The 18,561-nt window shown below is 65.9% G+C and carries 17 protein-coding genes and 1 tRNA gene; 7 read left to right on the top strand and 11 right to left on the bottom strand.

Annotated elements, in window-relative coordinates; translation table 11 throughout:
- Positions 1–76: 76 nt before the first annotated feature.
- Both ABWV23_RS14270 and ABWV23_RS14275 read left to right on the top strand, forming a co-directional pair.
- The gene (locus ABWV23_RS14270) at positions 77–775 is read left to right on the top strand and encodes a cobalamin B12-binding domain-containing protein (RefSeq protein ID WP_353348891.1); all 699 of its coding nucleotides are present in this window, start codon (positions 77–79) and stop codon (positions 773–775) included.
- A 2-nt stretch (positions 776–777) separates the two neighbouring features.
- Positions 778–1,482 carry a DUF1638 domain-containing protein gene (locus ABWV23_RS14275; RefSeq protein WP_353348893.1) on the top strand — a complete coding sequence of 235 codons (705 nt, stop codon included), beginning with the start codon at positions 778–780 and terminating at the stop codon, positions 1,480–1,482.
- Positions 1,483–1,488: 6 nt separating this feature from the next.
- Here ABWV23_RS14275 and ABWV23_RS14280 read toward each other — a convergent pair whose 3' ends face one another.
- The gene (locus ABWV23_RS14280; protein ID WP_353348895.1) at positions 1,489–1,899 is read right to left on the bottom strand and encodes a SufE family protein; all 411 of its coding nucleotides are present in this window, start codon (positions 1,897–1,899) and stop codon (positions 1,489–1,491) included.
- A 135-nt stretch (positions 1,900–2,034) separates the two neighbouring features.
- On the opposite strand from ABWV23_RS14280, the gene ABWV23_RS14285 reads away from it, so the two are divergent.
- Complete coding sequence (locus ABWV23_RS14285) at positions 2,035–2,553, top strand: hypothetical protein (protein ID WP_353348897.1); 519 nt, start codon at positions 2,035–2,037, stop codon at positions 2,551–2,553.
- 6 nt (positions 2,554–2,559) lie between these two features.
- Here the strand turns inward: ABWV23_RS14285 and rnd are convergent, their stop codons facing one another.
- The 3 genes from rnd to purM form a co-directional block, all read right to left on the bottom strand.
- Positions 2,560–3,717: a ribonuclease D gene (gene rnd / locus ABWV23_RS14290; protein WP_353348899.1), complete on the bottom strand. Its 1,158-nt coding sequence runs from the start codon at positions 3,715–3,717 to the stop codon at positions 2,560–2,562.
- Between the two features lie 141 nt (positions 3,718–3,858).
- Positions 3,859–4,455: a phosphoribosylglycinamide formyltransferase gene (purN, locus tag ABWV23_RS14295; protein ID WP_353348901.1), complete on the bottom strand. Its 597-nt coding sequence runs from the start codon at positions 4,453–4,455 to the stop codon at positions 3,859–3,861.
- Positions 4,452–5,498: a phosphoribosylformylglycinamidine cyclo-ligase gene (purM, locus tag ABWV23_RS14300; protein WP_353348903.1), complete on the bottom strand. Its 1,047-nt coding sequence runs from the start codon at positions 5,496–5,498 to the stop codon at positions 4,452–4,454. Before purM ends, purN begins: the two co-directional genes overlap by 4 nt.
- 138 nt (positions 5,499–5,636) lie before the next feature.
- Here purM and ABWV23_RS14305 point away from each other — a divergent pair.
- A tRNA-Ile gene (locus tag ABWV23_RS14305) sits at positions 5,637–5,713 on the top strand.
- A gap of 280 nt (positions 5,714–5,993) precedes the next feature.
- Here the strand turns inward: ABWV23_RS14305 and ABWV23_RS14310 are convergent.
- The 3 genes from ABWV23_RS14310 to ABWV23_RS14320 all read right to left on the bottom strand — a co-directional run bounded on the left by ABWV23_RS14310 (position 5,994) and on the right by ABWV23_RS14320 (position 9,145).
- Positions 5,994–7,394, bottom strand: coding sequence for a TRAP transporter large permease (locus ABWV23_RS14310; RefSeq protein ID WP_353348905.1), 1,401 nt, complete (start codon positions 7,392–7,394; stop codon positions 5,994–5,996).
- A 3-nt stretch (positions 7,395–7,397) separates the two neighbouring features.
- Positions 7,398–8,021 carry a TRAP transporter small permease subunit gene (locus tag ABWV23_RS14315; protein WP_353348907.1) on the bottom strand — a complete coding sequence of 208 codons (624 nt, stop codon included), beginning with the start codon at positions 8,019–8,021 and terminating at the stop codon, positions 7,398–7,400.
- Positions 8,022–8,128: 107 nt separating this feature from the next.
- Positions 8,129–9,145, bottom strand: a complete 1,017-nt coding sequence (locus ABWV23_RS14320) for a C4-dicarboxylate TRAP transporter substrate-binding protein (RefSeq protein ID WP_353348909.1) — start codon at positions 9,143–9,145, stop codon at positions 8,129–8,131.
- A 493-nt stretch (positions 9,146–9,638) separates the two neighbouring features.
- Here ABWV23_RS14320 and acs point away from each other — a divergent pair, with 493 nt between their 5' ends.
- From acs to ABWV23_RS14335, 3 genes are all read left to right on the top strand, one after another.
- A complete protein-coding gene (gene acs / locus ABWV23_RS14325) occupies positions 9,639–11,603 on the top strand; it encodes an acetate--CoA ligase (RefSeq protein WP_353348911.1) in 1,965 nt (654 codons plus the stop codon).
- 11 nt (positions 11,604–11,614) lie between these two features.
- Positions 11,615–12,304 (top strand): adenylate kinase, encoded by a 690-nt coding sequence (locus ABWV23_RS14330; RefSeq protein ID WP_353348913.1) that lies wholly within the window; start codon positions 11,615–11,617, stop codon positions 12,302–12,304.
- Positions 12,305–12,430: 126 nt separating this feature from the next.
- On the top strand, positions 12,431–12,931 hold the full coding sequence (locus ABWV23_RS14335) for a flavin reductase family protein (protein WP_353348915.1): 501 nt from the start codon (positions 12,431–12,433) through the stop codon (positions 12,929–12,931).
- Between the two features lie 369 nt (positions 12,932–13,300).
- Here ABWV23_RS14335 and apbC read toward each other — a convergent pair whose 3' ends face one another.
- From apbC to hemA, 4 genes are all read right to left on the bottom strand, one after another.
- A complete protein-coding gene (apbC, locus tag ABWV23_RS14340) occupies positions 13,301–14,362 on the bottom strand; it encodes an iron-sulfur cluster carrier protein ApbC (RefSeq protein ID WP_353348917.1) in 1,062 nt (353 codons plus the stop codon).
- 233 nt (positions 14,363–14,595) lie between these two features.
- Complete coding sequence (ispG, locus tag ABWV23_RS14345; RefSeq protein ID WP_353349055.1) at positions 14,596–15,732, bottom strand: flavodoxin-dependent (E)-4-hydroxy-3-methylbut-2-enyl-diphosphate synthase; 1,137 nt, start codon at positions 15,730–15,732, stop codon at positions 14,596–14,598.
- Positions 15,733–15,814: 82 nt separating this feature from the next.
- Positions 15,815–17,011, bottom strand: coding sequence for a helix-turn-helix domain-containing protein (locus ABWV23_RS14350; RefSeq protein ID WP_353348919.1), 1,197 nt, complete (start codon positions 17,009–17,011; stop codon positions 15,815–15,817).
- Positions 17,012–17,134: 123 nt separating this feature from the next.
- Positions 17,135–18,358, bottom strand: coding sequence for a 5-aminolevulinate synthase (gene hemA / locus ABWV23_RS14355; RefSeq protein WP_353348921.1), 1,224 nt, complete (start codon positions 18,356–18,358; stop codon positions 17,135–17,137).
- Positions 18,359–18,561: the final 203 nt, after the last annotated feature.

Genomic DNA, 18,561 nt, shown 5'->3' on the forward strand with positions numbered 1-18,561 from the left:
CGCGCGCGCCCATCCGGCAACAAAGAGTCAAAACGGACCAACCGGGATCATCCCGACAGCCAAGGAACACCGTCGCATGTCCGAAGAAGAAGACATCATCCTTTCCGAACTCGATGACGAGGAACTCGTCCAGCAGATGTTCGACGACCTTTACGATGGTCTCAGGGAAGAGATCGAGGAAGGCGTGAACATCCTGCTCGAACGCGGCTGGGCCCCCTACCGGGTGCTGACCGAGGCGCTGGTCGGCGGCATGACCATCGTCGGCAACGACTTCCGAGACGGCATCCTCTTCGTCCCCGAGGTGCTGCTGGCCGCCAACGCGATGAAGGGCGGCATGTCGATCCTGAAACCGCTGTTGGCCGAGACCGGCGCTCCGCGCGTCGGCAAGATGGTGATCGGCACCGTCAAGGGCGACATCCACGACATCGGCAAGAACCTTGTCTCGATGATGATGGAGGGCGCCGGGTTCGAGGTGGTCGATCTGGGCATCAACAACCCGGTGGAAAACTATCTCGAAGCATTGGACCGCGAGGATGCCGACATCCTCGGCATGTCTGCGCTGCTGACCACCACCATGCCCTACATGAAGGTGGTGATCGACACGCTGGTCGAACAGGGCATCCGCGACGATTACATCGTTCTGGTCGGCGGCGCGCCCCTGAACGAGGAATTCGGCAAGGCGATCGGCGCCGATGCCTATTGCCGTGATGCCGCCGTCGCGGTGGAAACCGCCAAGGATTACGTCGCGCGCAAGCACAACGCGATGCGGGCCTGACCATGGTGCGCCGGCGCTCGGCCGGCCGCCCCGCGCGGCGGCCCTATGCGCCGCCGCCCCCCGGTACCGGACTGTCCGACAGGGGCCTGACCGAGGCCGGGCTGGCCGCGCCCGAGCGCAAGACCGGGCGTATCCTGCTGCTGGCCTGTGGCGCGCTGGCGCGTGAAATCCTCGACCTCAAGCGGCGCAACGGCTGGGATCACATCGACCTGGCCTGCCTGCCGGCGATCCTGCACAACCACCCCGAGCGGATCACCCCGGCCATCGAGGCCGCCATCGCCGAGCATCGCCGCAGCTATGACACCATCCACGTGGTCTACGCCGATTGCGGCACCGGCGGGCATCTCAAATCCGCCTGCGACCGGCTCGGCGTCGACATGGTGCAGGGGCCGCACTGCTATTCCTTCTTCGAGGGCAACGACCGCTTCGCCGCCCACGACGAGGCCACCGCCTTTTACCTGACCGATTTCCTGGTGCGGCAGTTCGACGCCTTTGTCTGGGGGCCGCTCCAGTTGGACAGGCACCCCGAGTTGCTCGAGAGCTATTTCGGCAATTACACGAAACTGGTCTACCAGGCCCAGACCGACGACCCGGACCTGACCGACAAGGCCCGCGACTGCGCCGCGCGGCTCGGCCTCGCCTTCGAGCGGCGCTTTACCGGCTACGGCGATCTGGAAACCACGCTGCGCGACTGGGCGGCCCGGTAAGGGGGCTCAGGCGTTCTCGGCGGCGACCAGGCGGATCCGTTCGATCATCGCCCGCAGCCCGTTCGAGCGTTGCGCCGACAGGTGATCGTGCAGCCCCAGCCGACCCAGTTCGGCGCGCGCGTCGACCTTGACCACCTCGCCCACCGGCAACCCGTTGTAGAGCATCCGCAGCACCGCGATCAGCCCGCGCACGATCATCGCGTCACTGTCGCCGTCGAAATGGAAATGACCGTTCTCGATCACCGGGTGCAGCCAGACCTGGCTGGCACAGCCATCCACCTTGGTCGCCGGCACCTTGAGGGCCGGGTCCAGCGGCGCCATCGCCTTGCCCTGCTCGATCACGTGGCGATAGCGGTCCTCCCAATCCTCGAGAAACTCGAAATCCTCGACAATCTCTTCAAATGCGGGGGTCGCCATCGAAAGCTCCTTGGATTGATACCGCCCTCTGACCTATGCCGCACCCGCCGGGCTGTCCAGACCCGGCTTGCGGCTTTTCAACCGGGCGCGGATGCGATAACCGGGTTGGGCGGATCTAGTACGAGACAGGGCAAGATGAAAAAACAGGTCACCGTTCTGCTTGTCGCCAGCCTGCTGCTTGCCGGATGCGGTGGCTGGCGCGACTCGCGTATCAACCCCGGCAACTGGTTCGGCAAGAGCCGGTCCGAACGCGTCGAGGCCCCGGCCGAAGAGGTCAACCCGCTCCTGCCCAAGAGCCGCAAGGGGATATTTTCCCGTCCCGACCCGGTCGACATGACGGTGCCCATTGCCGAGGTGACGGAACTGCGGGTCGAACCCACGACCACCGGCGCCATCATCTACGTCGAGGGGCTGGCCGCGCGCCAGGGTCCCTACAAGGTCGAGCTGCGCCCGGTCACCACCCCCGAGGAGGAAGCCGAGGGCGTGTTTTCCCTGTCGTTCCGGGTCGTCTACCCGGAGCGGGCGACGCGACTGGGCACGCCGTTCTCGCGCACCGTGCGCGCCGCCCATGCGATGACCAAGCAGGAAATTCGCAACATCCGCATGATCCGCGTGGTCGCCCGCGACAACGTGCGGACAACCAGGCGGCGCTGAGCGGCCCTAGACCTCGATCAGCTTGACGGTCTGGCCCTTGGCGGCCAGCGCCAGCTTGCCCTCGCACAGCCGCAGCGCATCGGCGCCGAACACCTCGTACCGCCACCCCTTCAGCGCCGGCACGTCGCGCATGCCCGCCGCGATCGCATCCAGATCGGCGCTCGGCGCGATCAGCTTGGCGGCGACGCCGGCACTTTCGGTCTTGGCCTTGAGCAGTACCCGCAACAGGTCGGCCAGCGCCGGGTTCACCTGCATTTTTTCGCGGCTGCGGTCGGGCTGCGGCATGTCGCCCGGCGGGCACTCGATCCCGCGCTTGACCGCTGCGAGGATCCCGTCCGCGATCGCCCCGCGCCGCGCATCGCGCAGCAACAGGCGCAGCCCTCCAAGATCGGCATGTGTCCGTGGCTTGACCGAGGCCAACTCGACCAGCGCATCATCCTTGTAGACCCGGTTGCGCGGCACGTTGTGCTCTTGCGCATAGCTTTCGCGAAACGCCGCCAGCTCCCGCACCACGGCCAGGAACTTGGCCGAATTGGTCCGCGTCTTGACCCGCCGCCAGGCCGCCTCGGGCTGGATGTCATAGGTCGCCGGATCGGTCAGGATCTGCAACTCCTCGGTCACCCAATGGCTGCGCCCGGTCTTCTCGAGTTCGGCGGCCAGGTACTCGTAAATCTGGCGCAGATGGGTCACGTCAGCCAGCGCATAAGTTTTTTGCGCATCGCTCAGCGGTCGCCGCGACCAGTCGGTAAAGCGCGAGGTCTTGTCCACCTGCTGACGCACGATCTTGCGCACCAGCGTCTCGTAGCCGGCCTGATCACCGAACCCGCAGACCATCGCCGCGACCTGGGTGTCGAACAACGGCTTGGGGAACACCCCGGCCTCGACCCAGAAGATCTCCAGATCCTGCCGCGCGGCGTGGAACACCTTGACCACGCTTTCGTCGCGAAACAGCTCGTACAGCGGCTCGAGCGACATCTCCCCGGCCAGCGGATCCACCAGGACCGCGTTCTCATCGGTCTCGCCCGGCATCGCCAGTTGCACCAGGCACAGCTTGGAGTAATAGGTTCGCTCGCGCAGGAACTCGGTGTCGACGGTGACGTAAGCGTGGGTTCGGGCCTCATCGCAGAAGTCTTGCAACTCCTGCGTCGTGGTAAGCGTTTTCATCAATGGCGCTTCTTATGACTATTCTTTTGTACGATTCTCGGGGCCAGCCGCCGAAAAACGCCCGCCCCTTCCCGGTTGCGGACCCCGATTTCATACGCCGTTCACGATAGCTTTGCAAATACGCGCGATGATCCGGTCGGTTCAGCCCAGAAGAACCGGTGTCCGCTCGCCCGCCGCAAAGCGGCGCAGCACCGCCGGATACAACTGATGCTCCTGCACCAGAACCCGCGCGGCCAATGCCTCGGGGGTATCGCCCGGCAGGATCGGCACCCGCGCCTGGCCCAGGATCGGGCCGTCGTCCAGTTCCGGCGTCACCTCGTGCACGGTACAACCGTGTTCGGCATCACCGGCCTCCAGCGCGCGGGCATGGGTGTGCAGCCCCCGGTATTTCGGCAGCAACGACGGGTGGATGTTCAGCATCCGCCCCTGCCAATGGGCCACGAAACCGCCGGTCAGAACCCGCATGAACCCGGCAAGACAGATGATGTCCGGCTCGGCCGCCAACAGCGGCTTCATCAACTCGGCCTCGAAGGCCGCGCGATCCCCCTTGAACGGGCGATGGTCCACCGCCGCCGTGGCGACGCCACGCTCGGCGGCCCGGACCAGCCCGCCGGCCTGCGGGTCATTCGACAGCACCAGGCAGGGGCGCGCCGGATGATCCCCGGTCATGCTGTCGACCAGCGCGACCATGTTCGATCCCCCGCCCGAGAGCAGGATGGCAACGCGCTTGTGACTCACAGCAGCGTGCCCGAATAGGTCACGCCCTGCCCCGCCGTCACGGTGCCCAGGCGCGATACGCTCTCGCCCGCCTGCGTCAGCAGGTCCGCCAGCGCCTCGGCGCGGTCGGCGGCACAGACCACGATCATGCCGATGCCGCAATTGAAGGTCTTGAGCATCTCGCCCTCGACCATGCCACCGGTCTCGGCCAGCCAGCGGAACACCGGCGGCAGATCCCAGGCCCCCAGGTCGATCTCGGCGCCCAGCCCCTCGGGCAGCACCCGCGGCAGGTTCTCGGTCAGCCCGCCGCCGGTGATATGGGCCAGCCCGTGCACACCACCCGCGCGCACCGCCTCCAGTGCCTGCGTCACGTAAAGCCGCGTCGGCGCCAGCAGCGCCGCGCCAAGGCTCCCCTCACCCCAGGGGCAGGCATCGTCCCAGCCCAGACCGGAGATCTCGACCAGCTTGCGCACCAGCGAATAGCCGTTGGAATGCACCCCGTTCGAGGCCAGCCCCAGCAGCACGTCGCCCTTGGCCACGCCCTCGGGCAACGCGGTGCCGCGCTCCATCGCACCGACCGCGAATCCGGCCAGATCGAAATCGCCCTCCGGGTACATGCCCGGCATTTCCGCCGTCTCGCCGCCGATCAGCGCGCAACCCGATTGCACACAGCCCTCGGCGATGCCCTCGACGATGCGCGCCGCGCTCTCGGTCTCCAGCTTGCCGGTGGCGAAATAGTCGAGGAAGAACAGCGGTTCCGCCCCTTGGCAGACCAGGTCGTTGACGCACATCGCCACCAGGTCGATGCCGACCCCGTCGACGTTGCCGGTGTCGATCGCGATCCGCAGCTTGGTGCCGACACCGTCGGTGGCCGCCACCAGCACCGGGTCGCTGTATCCCGCCGCCTTGAGATCGAAGAGCGCGCCAAACCCGCCCAGCCCGCTCATCACGCCGGGGCGGTTGGTGCGTTTCGCGGCCGGCTTGATCCGGTCGACAAGGGCATTGCCCGCGTCGATATCCACGCCTGCCTCGGCATAGGTGATGCCGTTCTTGCCTGTCGTCATCGGCCGGTCCTTTCCGCTGGTTGCGCGCGGGTTAGTCGATTGCGCGCGCTTGTGCAACGGTTTGCCATCGGATTGGCACGCTATCGGCGATGGTTTGGCTTGACGCGGGCAGCGATCATGATACCCAAACAGCAAGGCGGGCCTGTAGCTCAATTGGTTAGAGCAGAGCGCTCATAACGCTTTGGTTGCGGGTTCAAGTCCTGCCGGGCCTACCACGCCGTTTTCATGACGCTGCTTTCAAACCACAAATCACGATGGGGGCGCGCGCGAACATCTTGGCGCGGCACCTGTCCCGAAAAGCGCCGCCCGCGCCCCGTCGCGGGCTTCTGCTCTTCCCTTGTCCGGGTACGACCGTCAGAGGCATCGTTCGATCGCGCCACCCTTCGCCCTTGGCGTCCCCTCCCCCTCAGGGGGAAGGGGCACTCCGGGCGTACCCTTGGGGCTCGGCCCGTTCGGCGCTGAAAAAGATCCGCAGGACCTTTGTCCGGGCGCGCCTCACCCCGCCAAGGATGGCAGGTAGAGCACGATTCCCGGGAACGCCACCAACAGCGCGATGGTCACCGCATCGGCGACAAAGAACGGCATCACGCCCCGGAACACGTCCTGCACGCTCAGGCCCGGCTGCACCCCGGCAACCACGAAGCAGTTCAGCCCGATCGGCGGCGTGATCAGGCAGAACTCGGCCATCTTCACCACCAGGATGCCGAACCAGATCGCGCACATGGTTCCCGACATGCCAAAGGCGCTCTCGGCCGCGGTCACGGCCTCGCCTCCGTTCAGCGCCATCACCGCCGGATAGACCACCGGCAGCGTCAACAGCAGCATCCCGATGGCATCCATGAACATGCCCAGCACCGCGTAGGCCAGCAGGATGCAGACCAGGATCAGCAGCGGTGGCATGTGCAGCGAGGTGATCCAGTCGGAGAACGCCCCCGGCAGATCGGCGAACCCGAGGAAGCGCACATAGATCAGCACCCCCCAGATGATGGTAAAGATCATCACCGCCAGTTTCGCGGTCTCCAGCAGCGCCGATTTCAGCTCGGCCCAACGCATCCCGCGATAGAGCGCCATCAGGAACACCACGAAGGCCCCCAGCGCACCGCCCTCGGTCGGGGTGCCCCAGGCATCGCCGAACGGGTTGTAGACAAAGAAGATGATGATCACGACGACAAAGACGATCGGCAGCGCCGGCGGCAGCGACACCAACCGCTCGCGCCAGGTAAAGCCGCGCACCGGCGGGCCGACCGATTTGAACACCACCGCGATGCCGACGATCAGGATGGCATAGATCACCGCCGAGAAGGCGCCGGGAATGAACCCGGCCAGCAACAGCTTGCCCACGTCCTGCTCGACGATGATCGCATAGATCACCAGGATCGCCGAGGGCGGGATCAGGCTGGCCAGCGTGCCGCCTGCCGCTACCACGCCCGCCGCGAACCGCTTGTTGTAGCCGCACTCCAGCATCTCGGGGATGGCGATTCGGGCGAACACGGCAGCCGTCGCCACGCTGGCCCCCGAGACGGCGGCGAAACCGGCAGTGGCGAACACCGTCGAGACTGCCAGCCCCCCCGGCAGCCAGGCGATCCAGCGTTTCGCCGCCTCGAACAGCGCCCGCGTCAGCCCGGCGTAATAGGCCAGGTAGCCGATCAGGATGAAGGTGGGAATCAGGCTCAGCGCCTGGCTCGCCACCTTGGAATGCGGCACTTGCCCGGCGGTCTTGATCGCCACGGTCAGCGCCCAGCCCAGGTGCTCGGTGTCGAAACCGCGCTTGGACCAGAAGATCAGGATCAGCCCGACCAGCCCGGCCAGACCGGCGGCAAAGGCCACCCGCATCCCCAGCACGACCATGACCAGCATTCCGGCGGTGACCCAAAGGCCGATTTCAATCGGTTCCATCCGCTACCCTTCCAACTGCTCGGCCTCGGCCGCAGCCTGGCTCGCCGTGTCCTGAATCAGCGGCACCGCCACCGGGTTGTGTTCGCCCAGCACCAGCGCCTTGCCATAGGCACAGGCCTGCAGCACCAGCCGCAGGCACAGCACCGAGAAGGCCACCGGCGCCAACAGCTTCGCCGGCCAGAGCGGCAGCCCGATGTCGATCGAACTGTCGCGGCTCCACAGCGGCGCGGCGAAATCGAAACTACGCTGGAAATGCGCCCAGCTGCCCCAGACCAGCGCCGCCATCAGCGCCAGCATCAGCAGCACCGAGACCAGCTCCGCCGCCCAGAGCGCCCGCCCCCGCAGTTGCCCGATCAGGATATCCATGCGGATATGCCCGCCCTCGCGCTGGACAAAGGAAATCCCCATGAAGGCGATCAGCGGCATCGCCTGCTCGATCCAGTCCACGTAGCCGGGCAGCGGCGCGTTCATCAGGTTGCGCCCCCCGACCGAGATCACCGCCAGTACCATCAGCGAAAACACCGCCAGACCGCTCAGCAGTCCGAAAAAACGTTCAAGTTGCAGGAATCGCCGGTCCAGACGACTCAGCAGGCTACCATCCTCCAGCACCGGGGCATGTCCGGCCATGGTTCGAACCCTCGTTGTTGTTGTTGTCGGGGGGCGTGCGGCACGACATCGGGCGCGCACGCGGCACGACCGGACCCCGCCCAGGGGTCCGGCCGCGATCACGCGGATCAGTTGCCCATGCGGGCCTTGTCCAGGGTGCTCACCACCAGGTCATAAAGCTCCTGACCCGGCAGTCCCTGCGCCGTCATGTCGGCGATCCACTTGTCGCGAGCCGGCACCGCGGCCGTTTCGCGGAACTGCGCCAGAACCTCGTCCGAGATCATCACCTTCTGCACGCCCTTCTCGTCCAGCACGCTGTCCCAGCGCGTCAGAAGCTCGCCATAGTTGGCCAGGTAATGGGCAATCGCCTCGTCGACCGACCCGTCCAGCGCCGCGCGTTCTTCGTCGCTCAGCGCGTCATAGGCATCGGTATTGACAACGACCGGGCAATTCACCGTGCCGGGGTTCAGGTTGGCGGTCCACCAATCGGCCCGGTTGATGGTGCCGAACGACAGATGCGCGTGCTGCGCGAAGGCCACGGTATCGACCACGCCCGATTCCATCGCGTTATAGGCCTCGGTCGCGGGCACCGAGGTGGGCACCCCGCCAACCGCCTTGAAGGCCTCGCCCAGACCGCCTGTGGCCCGCACGCGCATGCCGTCGAACTCGGCCAGCTCATCACGCGGCTCGCCGGTGCCGACGATGTTGTACTGCGGCATCGGCGAGGTCATCAGCAGCTTTGCATTCCACTGCGCCATCTCTTTCTGCACCGCCGGATGGCCATAGACCGCGTTACTGACCGCGACCTCTTCCTCAAGGTTGCTCACCCCCAGGAACGGCAGTTCCAGCACCGTGATCAGCCGATTCTTGTCCGGGTGATAGCCGGCGCAGAACTGGGCCATCTCGATCGCCCCGATCGAGATCCCGTCCAGGTTCTCCTTCGGCTTGGACAGCCCGCCATAGCTGACGTTGATGGTGAACTCACCACCGGTCTTTTCCGCCACCAGCTCGGCGATCTTCTCCACGTGCTCGGTAAAGGCGCGCCGCTTGCCCCAGACGGAGGCATTCCATTCGGTCGCGGCGGCCTCGCCGACAAAGGCCAGGCTGATCGCGGCGGTGGCGGCGCCACACATCAATCTTTTCATGAACTCTCTCTCCCTAACTTGCGGCCGGTCGTTGGGACCGCTTGCAGGAAGGCTAGCTATAACACCGACCGCTGCCAACCCCTGCCTGCCGCCTCAAACCCCGGTTCCGGGGCCCGAGTCGCCGGCGCGCGCCGGCGGGGCACTTCGGTATGCCACTGCATGCCGAAACAAAATGTCACACCGAAGCGGCCCCACGCAACAGCCCGAAAGCGCACCCCTGCGAATTCCGGACGCCACCGCCCGCCGTGGCGCCCGGAAACCTTTGACACCCAATTGCCTTTATTAACATGACAATTCCGACGATCTCGCGTCAAAATTTACAGTTTCCCGCCAAATCCCGAAATTGATTTACAAGCAAATCGTTTCTTTTCTGTAAGTTATTCCCTTATTTTCACGCGCCGATATGATACGCGGCAGAGTGGAATCCATCGGCGGCGCGTGTTTTAGATGTTGCGTGCCGTCGCACCGAAACCGTCAGAGGGAGGAGCCTGACATGACCAATCCTGCGCAAAGCGAAACCGCCGTTTTCCCGCCCTCGGCGGAGATCACCGCCAAGGCCAACGTCGATGCCGCCAAGTACGACGAGATGTACGCCGCATCGGTGGCCGACCCTGACGCCTTCTGGGCCGAACACGGCAAGCGCATCGACTGGATCAAGCCCTTTTCCAAGGTTCGCGACGTCAGCTTCCAGCCCGGCAACATCCATATCGAATGGTTCGGCGACGGCACCCTGAACGTCGCCGCCAACTGCATCGACCGGCACCTCGAGACCCGCGCCGACCAGACCGCGATCATCTTCGAGCCCGACGATCCGGACGAGCCGGCCGAACATATCACCTATGCCCAGCTTCACCGCCGGGTCTGCCGGATGGCCAACATCCTCGAGACCCTCGGCGTGCGCAAGGGCGACCGGGTGGTGATCTACCTGCCGATGATCCCCGAAGCCGCCTATGCCATGCTGGCCTGTGCCCGCATCGGCGCCATCCATTCCATCGTCTTCGCCGGCTTCTCGCCCGACGCGCTGGCCGCGCGCATCAACGGCTGCGACGCCAAGCTGCTGATCACCGCCGACCACGCCCCGCGCGGCGGCCGCAAGACACCGCTGAAATCCAACGCCGACGCGGCGCTGCTGCACTGCAAGGACACGGTGAAATGCCTCGTGGTGAAACGCACCGGCGGCCAGACCACCTGGGTCGACGGCCGCGATTGCGACTATAACGAGATGGTGCTCGAGGCCAACGACTACTCCCGCCCGGTCGAGATGAACGCCGAGGATCCGCTGTTCATCCTCTATACCTCCGGCTCCACCGGCCAGCCCAAGGGCGTCGTGCATACCTCCGGCGGCTATCTCGCCTATGCGGCGATGACCCATGAGATCACCTTCGATTACCACGAGGGCGACGTCTACTGGTGCACCGCCGATGTCGGCTGGGTCACCGGCCACAGCTACATCGTCTACGGCCCGCTCGCCAACGGCGCCACCACGCTGATGTTCGAGGGCGTGCCGACCTACCCCGACGCCAGCCGCTTCTGGCAGGTCTGCGAAAAGCACAAGGTGACCCAGTTCTACACCGCCCCCACCGCGATCCGCGCGCTGATGGGCCAGGGCAAGGCCTTCGTCGAGAAATGCGATCTCTCCTCGCTGCGCATCCTCGGCACCGTGGGCGAACCGATCAACCCCGAGGCCTGGACCTGGTACAACGAGGTCGTCGGCAAGGGCAAATGCCCCATCGTCGACACCTGGTGGCAGACCGAGACTGGCGGCCACCTGCTCACCCCGCTGCCCGGCGCCCATGCGACCAAGCCGGGCGCGGCGATGAAACCCTTCTTCGGCGTGCAACCGGTGGTGCTCGATCCGCAATCGGGCGAAGAGATCCATGAAAGCCCGACCGAGGGCGTGCTCTGCCTCAAGGACAGCTGGCCGGGCCAGATGCGCACCATCTGGGGCGATCACGACCGCTTCGAGAAAACCTATTTCTCCGACTACAAGGGCTACTACTTCTCCGGCGACGGCTGCCGCCGCGATGCCGACGGCGATTACTGGATCACCGGCCGCGTCGATGACGTGATCAACGTCTCGGGCCACCGCATGGGCACCGCCGAGGTCGAAAGCGCGCTGGTCGCCCATGTCGCCGTGGCCGAAGCCGCCGTGGTCGGCTACCCGCACGAGATCAAGGGCCAGGGCATCTATTGCTACGTCACCCTGATGAACGACCAGGAGCCGAGCGACGACCTGGTCAAGGAGCTGCGCAGCTGGGTCCGCACCGAGATCGGCCCGATCGCCAGCCCCGACGTGATCCAATGGGCCCCCGGCCTGCCCAAGACCCGCTCGGGCAAGATCATGCGCCGCATCCTGCGCAAGATCGCCGAGAACGATTTCGACTCGCTGGGCGACACCTCGACGCTGGCCGATCCATCGGTCGTCGACGACCTGATCGCCAACCGCGCGGCCAAGTGATGAGAGACGCAATGGACGCCACAACCCCCGCGACGACCACCCCCGCCGTGCTGATCCTGCTGGGGCCTCCGGGCGCCGGCAAGGGCACCCAGGCCCGCATGCTGGAACAGCGATTCGGCCTGGTGCAACTCTCCACCGGCGACCTGCTGCGCGCCGCCGTCGCCGCCGGCACCCCGGCGGGCAAGCAGGCCAAGGCGGTGATGGAGGCCGGCGATCTTGTCAGCGACGAGATCGTCATCGCCATCCTGCGCGATCGCCTATCCGAACCCGACTGCGCCAAGGGGGTCATCCTCGACGGCTTCCCGCGCACCACGGTACAGGCGCAGGCGCTCGACGCGCTGCTGTCCGAAACCGGGCAGCGGATCAACGCCGCGATCAGCCTTGAGGTGGACGACGCCGCCATGGTCGAACGGATCTCGGGGCGCTACACCTGCGCCGCCTGCGGCGAAGGCTATCACGACAGCTTCAAGACCCCGGCACAGGCCGGCATCTGCGACAGCTGCGGCGGCACCGAGTTCAAGCGCCGCGCCGACGACACCGCCGAAACCGTGGCCAGCCGCCTCGCGGCCTACCACGCCCAGACCGCGCCGTTGATCGCCTATTACGAGGGCGAGGGCGTGCTGCAGACCATCGACGCCATGGGAGAGATCGACAGCATCGCCCGCGGCATGGCCGGGATCGTCACAGGCGCCATGACCTGAACCACCGGGCCGGCCCCGCATCGCGCGGGCCGGCCTTTGCGCCCCGGGGGCCATGGACAATCGCGCCGCAGCGTGGCACGCAGAACTCTTGCGACAGTTTGACCCGTGACCAAGGCGCGCGACCAGATGACCGAGACCCGTTTCGTCCCCGGCCCCGACACGGCCCGCGCCTTTCGCGATGCCCTGGGCTGTTTCGCCACCGGCGTCACCGTGGTCACCGCCGCCGGCAGTGACGGTCCGCTGGCGATCACCGTCAATTCCTTTTCCTCGGTCTCGCTGGACCCGGCGCTGGTGCTGTGGTGCGCCGCGAAACGCTCGCTGCGCCACGATACCTTTGCCACCGCGCCGCGCTATGCCATCCACGTGATGGACGAGGCGCAACAGCCGCTCGCCGCCCGTTTCGCCGGCAGCGGCCATGACTTCGCCGGCATCGACTGGGCCCCGGACAGCGACGGCGTGCCGATCCTCGCCGGCTGCCTCGCGCGCTTCGACTGCGCCGCCGAGGCCTGCCACCCGGGCGGCGACCACTCGATCATCGTCGGCCGCGTGCTGCACGCCATGCACCGCCCCGGACAGGGCCTGCTCTACAAGCGCGGCCAGTTCGGCGGCTTCCTCGGGCTGGACTAGACGCCGCAGGCATTTGCAACGCCGACGCCCTCTTCAGGCCGCGCGCGCCCTTACGGCCGACGTCCCCCCTTCTTCTCTTCAAAAAAATACTCTCGCCGAAGGCATGGCGCGCAGCGCCATCACTCTCCCGCGCACGCCCCTGTCACCGCCACTGGTCCCTTGTCATCCCCGCGAAAGCGGAGACCTCCGCCCCGCCCATCAACGCCCCGGGAATCCCCGCCTGCACGGGGGGGACAAAAAGAACTGACCGTCACTCGCGCCTGTCATCCCCTCGAAAGCAGGGACCTCATAAACCCGCCCCCAACGCCACCTGATCCCCGCTTTCGCGGGGATGACAACCTGACCCCAACCGGCCGAACGACCGCCTGCTCAGACCACCTTCTGCGCCACCAGCGCCCGCGCCGCCTCGCGGAAGGCCTCCGATTGCGCGCTGTCGGGATCGGCGGCCACGACCGGCGTGCCGGCGTCGCCCGCCAGACGGATATCCAAGTGCAGCGGGATCTCCGCCAACAGCGGCACGCCCAGCTTTTCGGCCTCGGCCTTGACGCCGCCATGACCGAACAGATGCTCCTCGTGGCCGCAGTTGGAACAGATATGGGTCGACATGTTCTCGATCATGCCCAGCACCGGGGTCTTGAGCTGGCGGAACATGTCGATTCCCTTGCGCGCGTCCAGCAGCGCCACGTCCTGCGGCGTACAGACGATCACCGCACCATCGACCTGGAACTTCTGGCTCAGCGTCAGCTGCACGTCACCTGTACCCGGCGGCAGGTCGATCAGCAGCACGTCCAGCTCGCCCCAGGCGACCTGGGTCATCATCTGCTGCAACGCCCCCATCAGCATCGGGCCGCGCCAGACCACCGCCTGCCCCTCCTGCATCATCAACCCGATCGACATCATGGTGACCCCATGTGCCTGCAACGGAATGATGGTCTTGCCGTCCGGGCTGGCGGGGCGTTTGGTCACCCCCATCATGCGCGGCTGCGACGGGCCATAGATATCGGCATCCAGCAACCCGACCTTCTTGCCCTCGGCGGCCAGCGCCACCGCGAGGTTCGCCGCAACTGTCGATTTGCCCACCCCGCCCTTGCCGGAGGCAATCGCAACGATATGCTTTACGCCGGGCACCGCCTGCGGCCCCGCCGGTTTCGGCTTGGCGGCCGGTTTCAGGTCCGGCGGCGCCTTGTCGGAATGCGCCGTCATCAGAACGGAGGCCTTGGCGACACCGGGCAGCGCCTGCACCCGCGCCTCGGCCTCGGCGCGCACCGGCTCCATCGCCGTGGCGTGTTTCGGGTCGATCTCCAGCACGAAGCGCACGGTCTCTCCCTCGACCGCCAGCGCGCGCACCAGCCCCGCGCTCACGATGTCCTTGCCGCTGCCCGGATCGGTCAGCGTCTTCAGCTCTTCCAGTACGGCCTCGCGCGTGGTCATCTCGCTCGCTCCTTGGTTCGTCGTGTCGCCGGTCTTTCTGCCCGAGCGGATCGCAACCCGCCAGCCCCTGCGATGCCGCAGGCGAGAAATTCTGACTCTGACATATGTGTTTCTATGGGGCGCGCGCCGGCGGATCGTACAAAACGCCGGGACAATTCCCCAACCGGGGATTTCCGGCGGATTCGGACTACGCTGAAACGTACGAAACGGCCCCGAAATTCCCCGATCCGGCGCTACTCGGCAGCCTCCGCCGCCTCGGCCGCGCGGGCCGATTCCAGCTCTTCCGCCTTCTTCTCGACCTGTTCGACGATATGCTCGACCATCTGGTCGTTGCTCATCTTGTGGCTCGCCTTGCCCGCCAGGTACACCATGCCCGCCCCGGCGCCGCCGCCGGTGAAACCGACATCGGTCATCAAAGCCTCGCCCGGCCCGTTGACCACGCAGCCGATGATCGACAGGCTCATCGGCGTCTTGATGTGTTCCAGTCTTTTCTCAAGGATTTCAACGGTCTTGATCACGTTGAACCCCTGCCGCGCGCAGGATGGGCAAGAGATGATGTTGACCCCCCGATGCCGCAGCCCGAGCGATTTCAGGATCTCGTAACCGACCTTGACCTCTTCCACCGGGTCCGCCGAGAGGCTCACCCGCAGGGTGTCGCCGATGCCCATCCACAGCAGGTTGCCCAGCCCGATCGCCGATTTGATCGTCCCCGAGGTCAGCCCGCCCGCCTCGGTGATCCCGAGGTGGATCGGCGCATCCGTCGCCTCGGCAATGCCTTGGTACGCGGCGGCCGAGAGGAAGACGTCAGAGGCTTTCACGCTGATCTTGAATTCGTGAAAGTCGTTGTCTTCCAACAGCTTGATATGCTCCAGACCGCTTTCGACCATAGCCTCGGGACAGGGCTCGCCGTATTTTTCAAGCAGGTGTTTTTCCAGGCTTCCCGCATTCACCCCGATCCGCATCGAGCAGCCGTGATCGCGCGCCGCGCGGATCACCTCGCGCACGCGGTCCTCGCTGCCGATGTTGCCCGGGTTGATCCGCAGACAGGCCGCGCCGGCCTCGGCCGCCTCGATCCCGCGACGGTAATGGAAATGGATGTCGGCCACGATCGGCACCGGGCTTTCGGCAACGATCTCCTTCAGGGCCTTTGCGCTGGCCTCGTCCGGCACCGAGACCCGGACGATATCCGCGCCTGCCTCGGCCGCCGCCTGCACCTGCGCCACGGTCGCGGCCACATCCGTGGTCGGCGTATTGGTCATTGTCTGCACGGTGATCGGCGCATCGCCCCCGACCGGAACGTCACCCACCATGATCCGGCGCGATTTGCGGCGATAGATGTTGCGCCACGGGCGCACGTGGTTCAGCGACATGGGGGGCCTGTCCATTCGATCCTGTGTTACCGGGTAAATAGGCCGCCCGCCGCGCCGCCGCAATGGCCCGATGACCGAGAGGTCACTGATCGGCGGGTTGAAGCTGTGCCTCGGCGACCATGCGGGCGAGGTCACGGTCCTGCTCGAGGTCCGCGACCTGGAAGCGCGCCGCAATCTCATCGGTCGAGAGCGGCAGGTTCGAGGTCACCACGCCACGGTTCCCGACCGGGCCAAAATGCTGACCGTTCAGGGCAAAGTAGATCGCCCCGGATTCCCCGGCGCGCAGCGTCGGCGGCTCCTCGGTGGCCGGGACCTCGTAAGTCTGGCCGCTTTCCATGATCCCCTCGAAGATCACGGTGCCATCCGCCGCCCGCACCCGCACCCAAGAGGGGCGCACCGCCACCATCATCAGGTTCGGCGCGGCCGGTTCGACCACCTGCGGCACCACGTCCCCGGTCCGGGTCGGCGCGGCCGAAGCGGTCTGCACTTGCGGCAGATCCGGCGAGCGCAGCGTTCCCACGCTGCGCGGATCAAGGGTCGAGATCGGGGCATCGCGCGCCACCAGAACCGGCACGTCCAGCGCCTGCGGCCGATAGAGCCGGTCGAGCGCCTCAGCGCTCGGCTCTGCAAAGCCACCGCCGCCCTCCCGCGCGCTGCCGGAGCGCGCGGCACCGGCCAGCGGATCAAGATCGGTCAGCACGACGGGAACCTGTTCGACCGGCGCGACCTGAACCTGCTGCACCTCTTTCAGAACCGTCCAGCCGCCGTAGCCGATGCCACCGATCAGCGCCAGAAGCACCAGGCTGGAACCGATGGCGCGCGGTTCAATCTGGCCGAAAAAGCCGTCGCTTTCGGGAACAAAGGGGGTGTTGGGTGCGGTGAACGGATCGCGGACGCCGGTTCCGGCGGTCTTCTCGACGGTGCGGGTGTTCTTTACACTCGAGGCCCGCTCGGACATGCCATGGGCGACCGAAAACCCGCTCTCCCGGCAGAAGGAGTCAAAGGCTTCGTCCGGGTCCAGGTTCAGGTAGCGCGCATAAGAGCGGACATAACCGGCAATGAACCCGGGCGTATCAAAGGCACCCGGGTCGGTATTTTCTATCGCGGCAATGTAGCTGGCCTTGATCCGCAACTCCCGCTGCACGTCAAGCAGGGACTTGCCCATCGTGGCGCGCTCGCCCCGCATCACGTCGCCGAGTCGGACCTCAAAGTCGTCGAAACCCTTGATTTCGACGGCCTGATCCTCTTCGACCTTGCGCTGCGTCTTGCGCCTAATCATCCCTGCCGCCCCGTGCCTGCCGTGTCTTTACCGTCTGCGTAAGGCCATCGCCTCAGATTCGCCTACGCCCGTTCTTGCGACAAAACTACCACAGCACAAGCGGTTTGCACAGCAAGGTGGCCGCTAGCCGGCCAGTTCGGCACGATTCAGCGCACAATGAGACCAAAGTTCGTCCATTGCCCGCACCAGCTTGTCCATTTCGTTCGGGCCATGCACCGGCGAGGGGGTGAAGCGCAGCCGTTCGGTCCCGCGCGGAACCGTCGGGTAATTGATCGGCTGAACGTAGATCCCGTAATTCTCAAGCAGCATGTCGGAAAGCTGCTTGGTATGCACCGGGTCGCCGACGATCACCGGCACGATATGAGAGCCGTGGTCGATGATCGGCAGGCCCAGCGCCTTTAGCCGGGTTTTCAGGATCTTGGCCTGGGTCTGATGCTGGTCGCGCAACTCCTGGTCGCGCTTGAGATGCGCCACGCTGGCCGCGCCGCCCGCCGCCACCGCCGGTGGCAACGAGGTGGTGAAGATGAAGCCGGGCGCATAGGACCGGATCGCATCGCACATCTTGTCCGACCCGGCGATATAACCGCCCATCACGCCGAACGCCTTGGCCAGCGTGCCGTTGATGATGTCCAGCCGGTGCATCAGGCGGTCGCGCTCGGCGATGCCGCCGCCACGGGGGCCATACATGCCCACCGCGTGCACCTCGTCGAGATAGGTCAGCGCGCCGAACTCGTCGGCCAGGTCGCAGATCGCCTCGATCGGGCCGAAATCGCCGTCCATCGAGTAGACCGACTCAAAGGCGATCAGCTTGGGCGCCGCGGGGTCGTCGGCAGCCATCAACTCGCGCAGATGCTCCACGTCGTTGTGGCGGAACACGCGCTTGGCACCGCCGTTGCGGCGCACGCCCTCGATCATCGAGGCGTGGTTCAGCGCGTCGGAATAGATGATCATGCCGGGGAACAGCTTGGGCAGGGTCGAAAGCGTTGCGTCGTTGGCGATATAGGCGCTGGTAAACACCAGGGCGGCCTCCTTGCCGTGCAGATCGGCCAGCTCTGCCTCGAGCCGCTTGTGAAACACGGTCGTGCCCGAGATGTTGCGGGTGCCGCCGGAGCCGGCACCAGCGGCGTCGAGCGCCTTGTGCATCGCCTCCAGCACCACCGGGTGCTGGCCCATGCCAAGATAGTCGTTGCCGCACCACACGGTGATGTCACGCTCGCTGCCGTCCGGGTGGGTCCAGATCGCGTGGGGGAAATGACCGTTCCTGCGCTCGATGTCGATAAAGGTCCGATACCGACCCTCGTCATGCAGCCGCGCGATCGCCTCGTCGAGTTTCTCGCTGTAGTTCACCGGCTTTTCCCCCTTTGGCTGGCCCGGAAATGCCCTTCCGGACATATTCACAGATGCGCATGCTAGCTTCATAGATTAAAACCAATAGAGTTTGCACATCTTTCGATCAACCTGTTAGCGCCGGTTAGATTGTCGCAACCTTGATCTGGATCAACGGTCTTCTCTGGACAGGGGGGCGCACGTTGATAGGTTCGCCCCAAATT

The organism is Aquicoccus sp. SU-CL01552, from assembly GCF_040365005.1.
Taxonomy (GTDB): Bacteria; Pseudomonadota; Alphaproteobacteria; order Rhodobacterales; family Rhodobacteraceae; genus Antarcticimicrobium.

Excerpts from the sequence above, each read along its gene's own strand:
- ABWV23_RS14320 (WP_353348909.1), bottom strand. The coding sequence starts at position 9,145 with ATGAAAAGATTGATGTGTGGCGCCGCCACCGCCGCGATCAGCCTGGCC.
- ispG (WP_353349055.1), bottom strand. The coding sequence starts at position 15,732 with ATGTCGCTGAACCACGTGCGCCCGTGGCGCAACATCTATCGCCGCAAA.
- apbC (WP_353348917.1), bottom strand. The coding sequence starts at position 14,362 with ATGACCACGCGCGAGGCCGTACTGGAAGAGCTGAAGACGCTGACCGAT.
- ABWV23_RS14310 (WP_353348905.1), bottom strand. The coding sequence starts at position 7,394 with ATGGAACCGATTGAAATCGGCCTTTGGGTCACCGCCGGAATGCTGGTC.
- ABWV23_RS14330 (WP_353348913.1), top strand. The coding sequence starts at position 11,615 with ATGGACGCCACAACCCCCGCGACGACCACCCCCGCCGTGCTGATCCTG.
- ABWV23_RS14285 (WP_353348897.1), top strand. The coding sequence starts at position 2,035 with ATGAAAAAACAGGTCACCGTTCTGCTTGTCGCCAGCCTGCTGCTTGCC.
- purM (WP_353348903.1), bottom strand. The coding sequence starts at position 5,498 with ATGACGACAGGCAAGAACGGCATCACCTATGCCGAGGCAGGCGTGGAT.
- ABWV23_RS14315 (WP_353348907.1), bottom strand. The coding sequence starts at position 8,021 with ATGGCCGGACATGCCCCGGTGCTGGAGGATGGTAGCCTGCTGAGTCGT.
- ABWV23_RS14270 (WP_353348891.1), top strand. The coding sequence starts at position 77 with ATGTCCGAAGAAGAAGACATCATCCTTTCCGAACTCGATGACGAGGAA.
- acs (WP_353348911.1), top strand. The coding sequence starts at position 9,639 with ATGACCAATCCTGCGCAAAGCGAAACCGCCGTTTTCCCGCCCTCGGCG.
- ABWV23_RS14280 (WP_353348895.1), bottom strand. The coding sequence starts at position 1,899 with ATGGCGACCCCCGCATTTGAAGAGATTGTCGAGGATTTCGAGTTTCTC.
- ABWV23_RS14350 (WP_353348919.1), bottom strand. The coding sequence starts at position 17,011 with ATGATTAGGCGCAAGACGCAGCGCAAGGTCGAAGAGGATCAGGCCGTC.
- ABWV23_RS14335 (WP_353348915.1), top strand. The coding sequence starts at position 12,431 with ATGACCGAGACCCGTTTCGTCCCCGGCCCCGACACGGCCCGCGCCTTT.
- rnd (WP_353348899.1), bottom strand. The coding sequence starts at position 3,717 with ATGAAAACGCTTACCACGACGCAGGAGTTGCAAGACTTCTGCGATGAG.
- ABWV23_RS14275 (WP_353348893.1), top strand. The coding sequence starts at position 778 with ATGGTGCGCCGGCGCTCGGCCGGCCGCCCCGCGCGGCGGCCCTATGCG.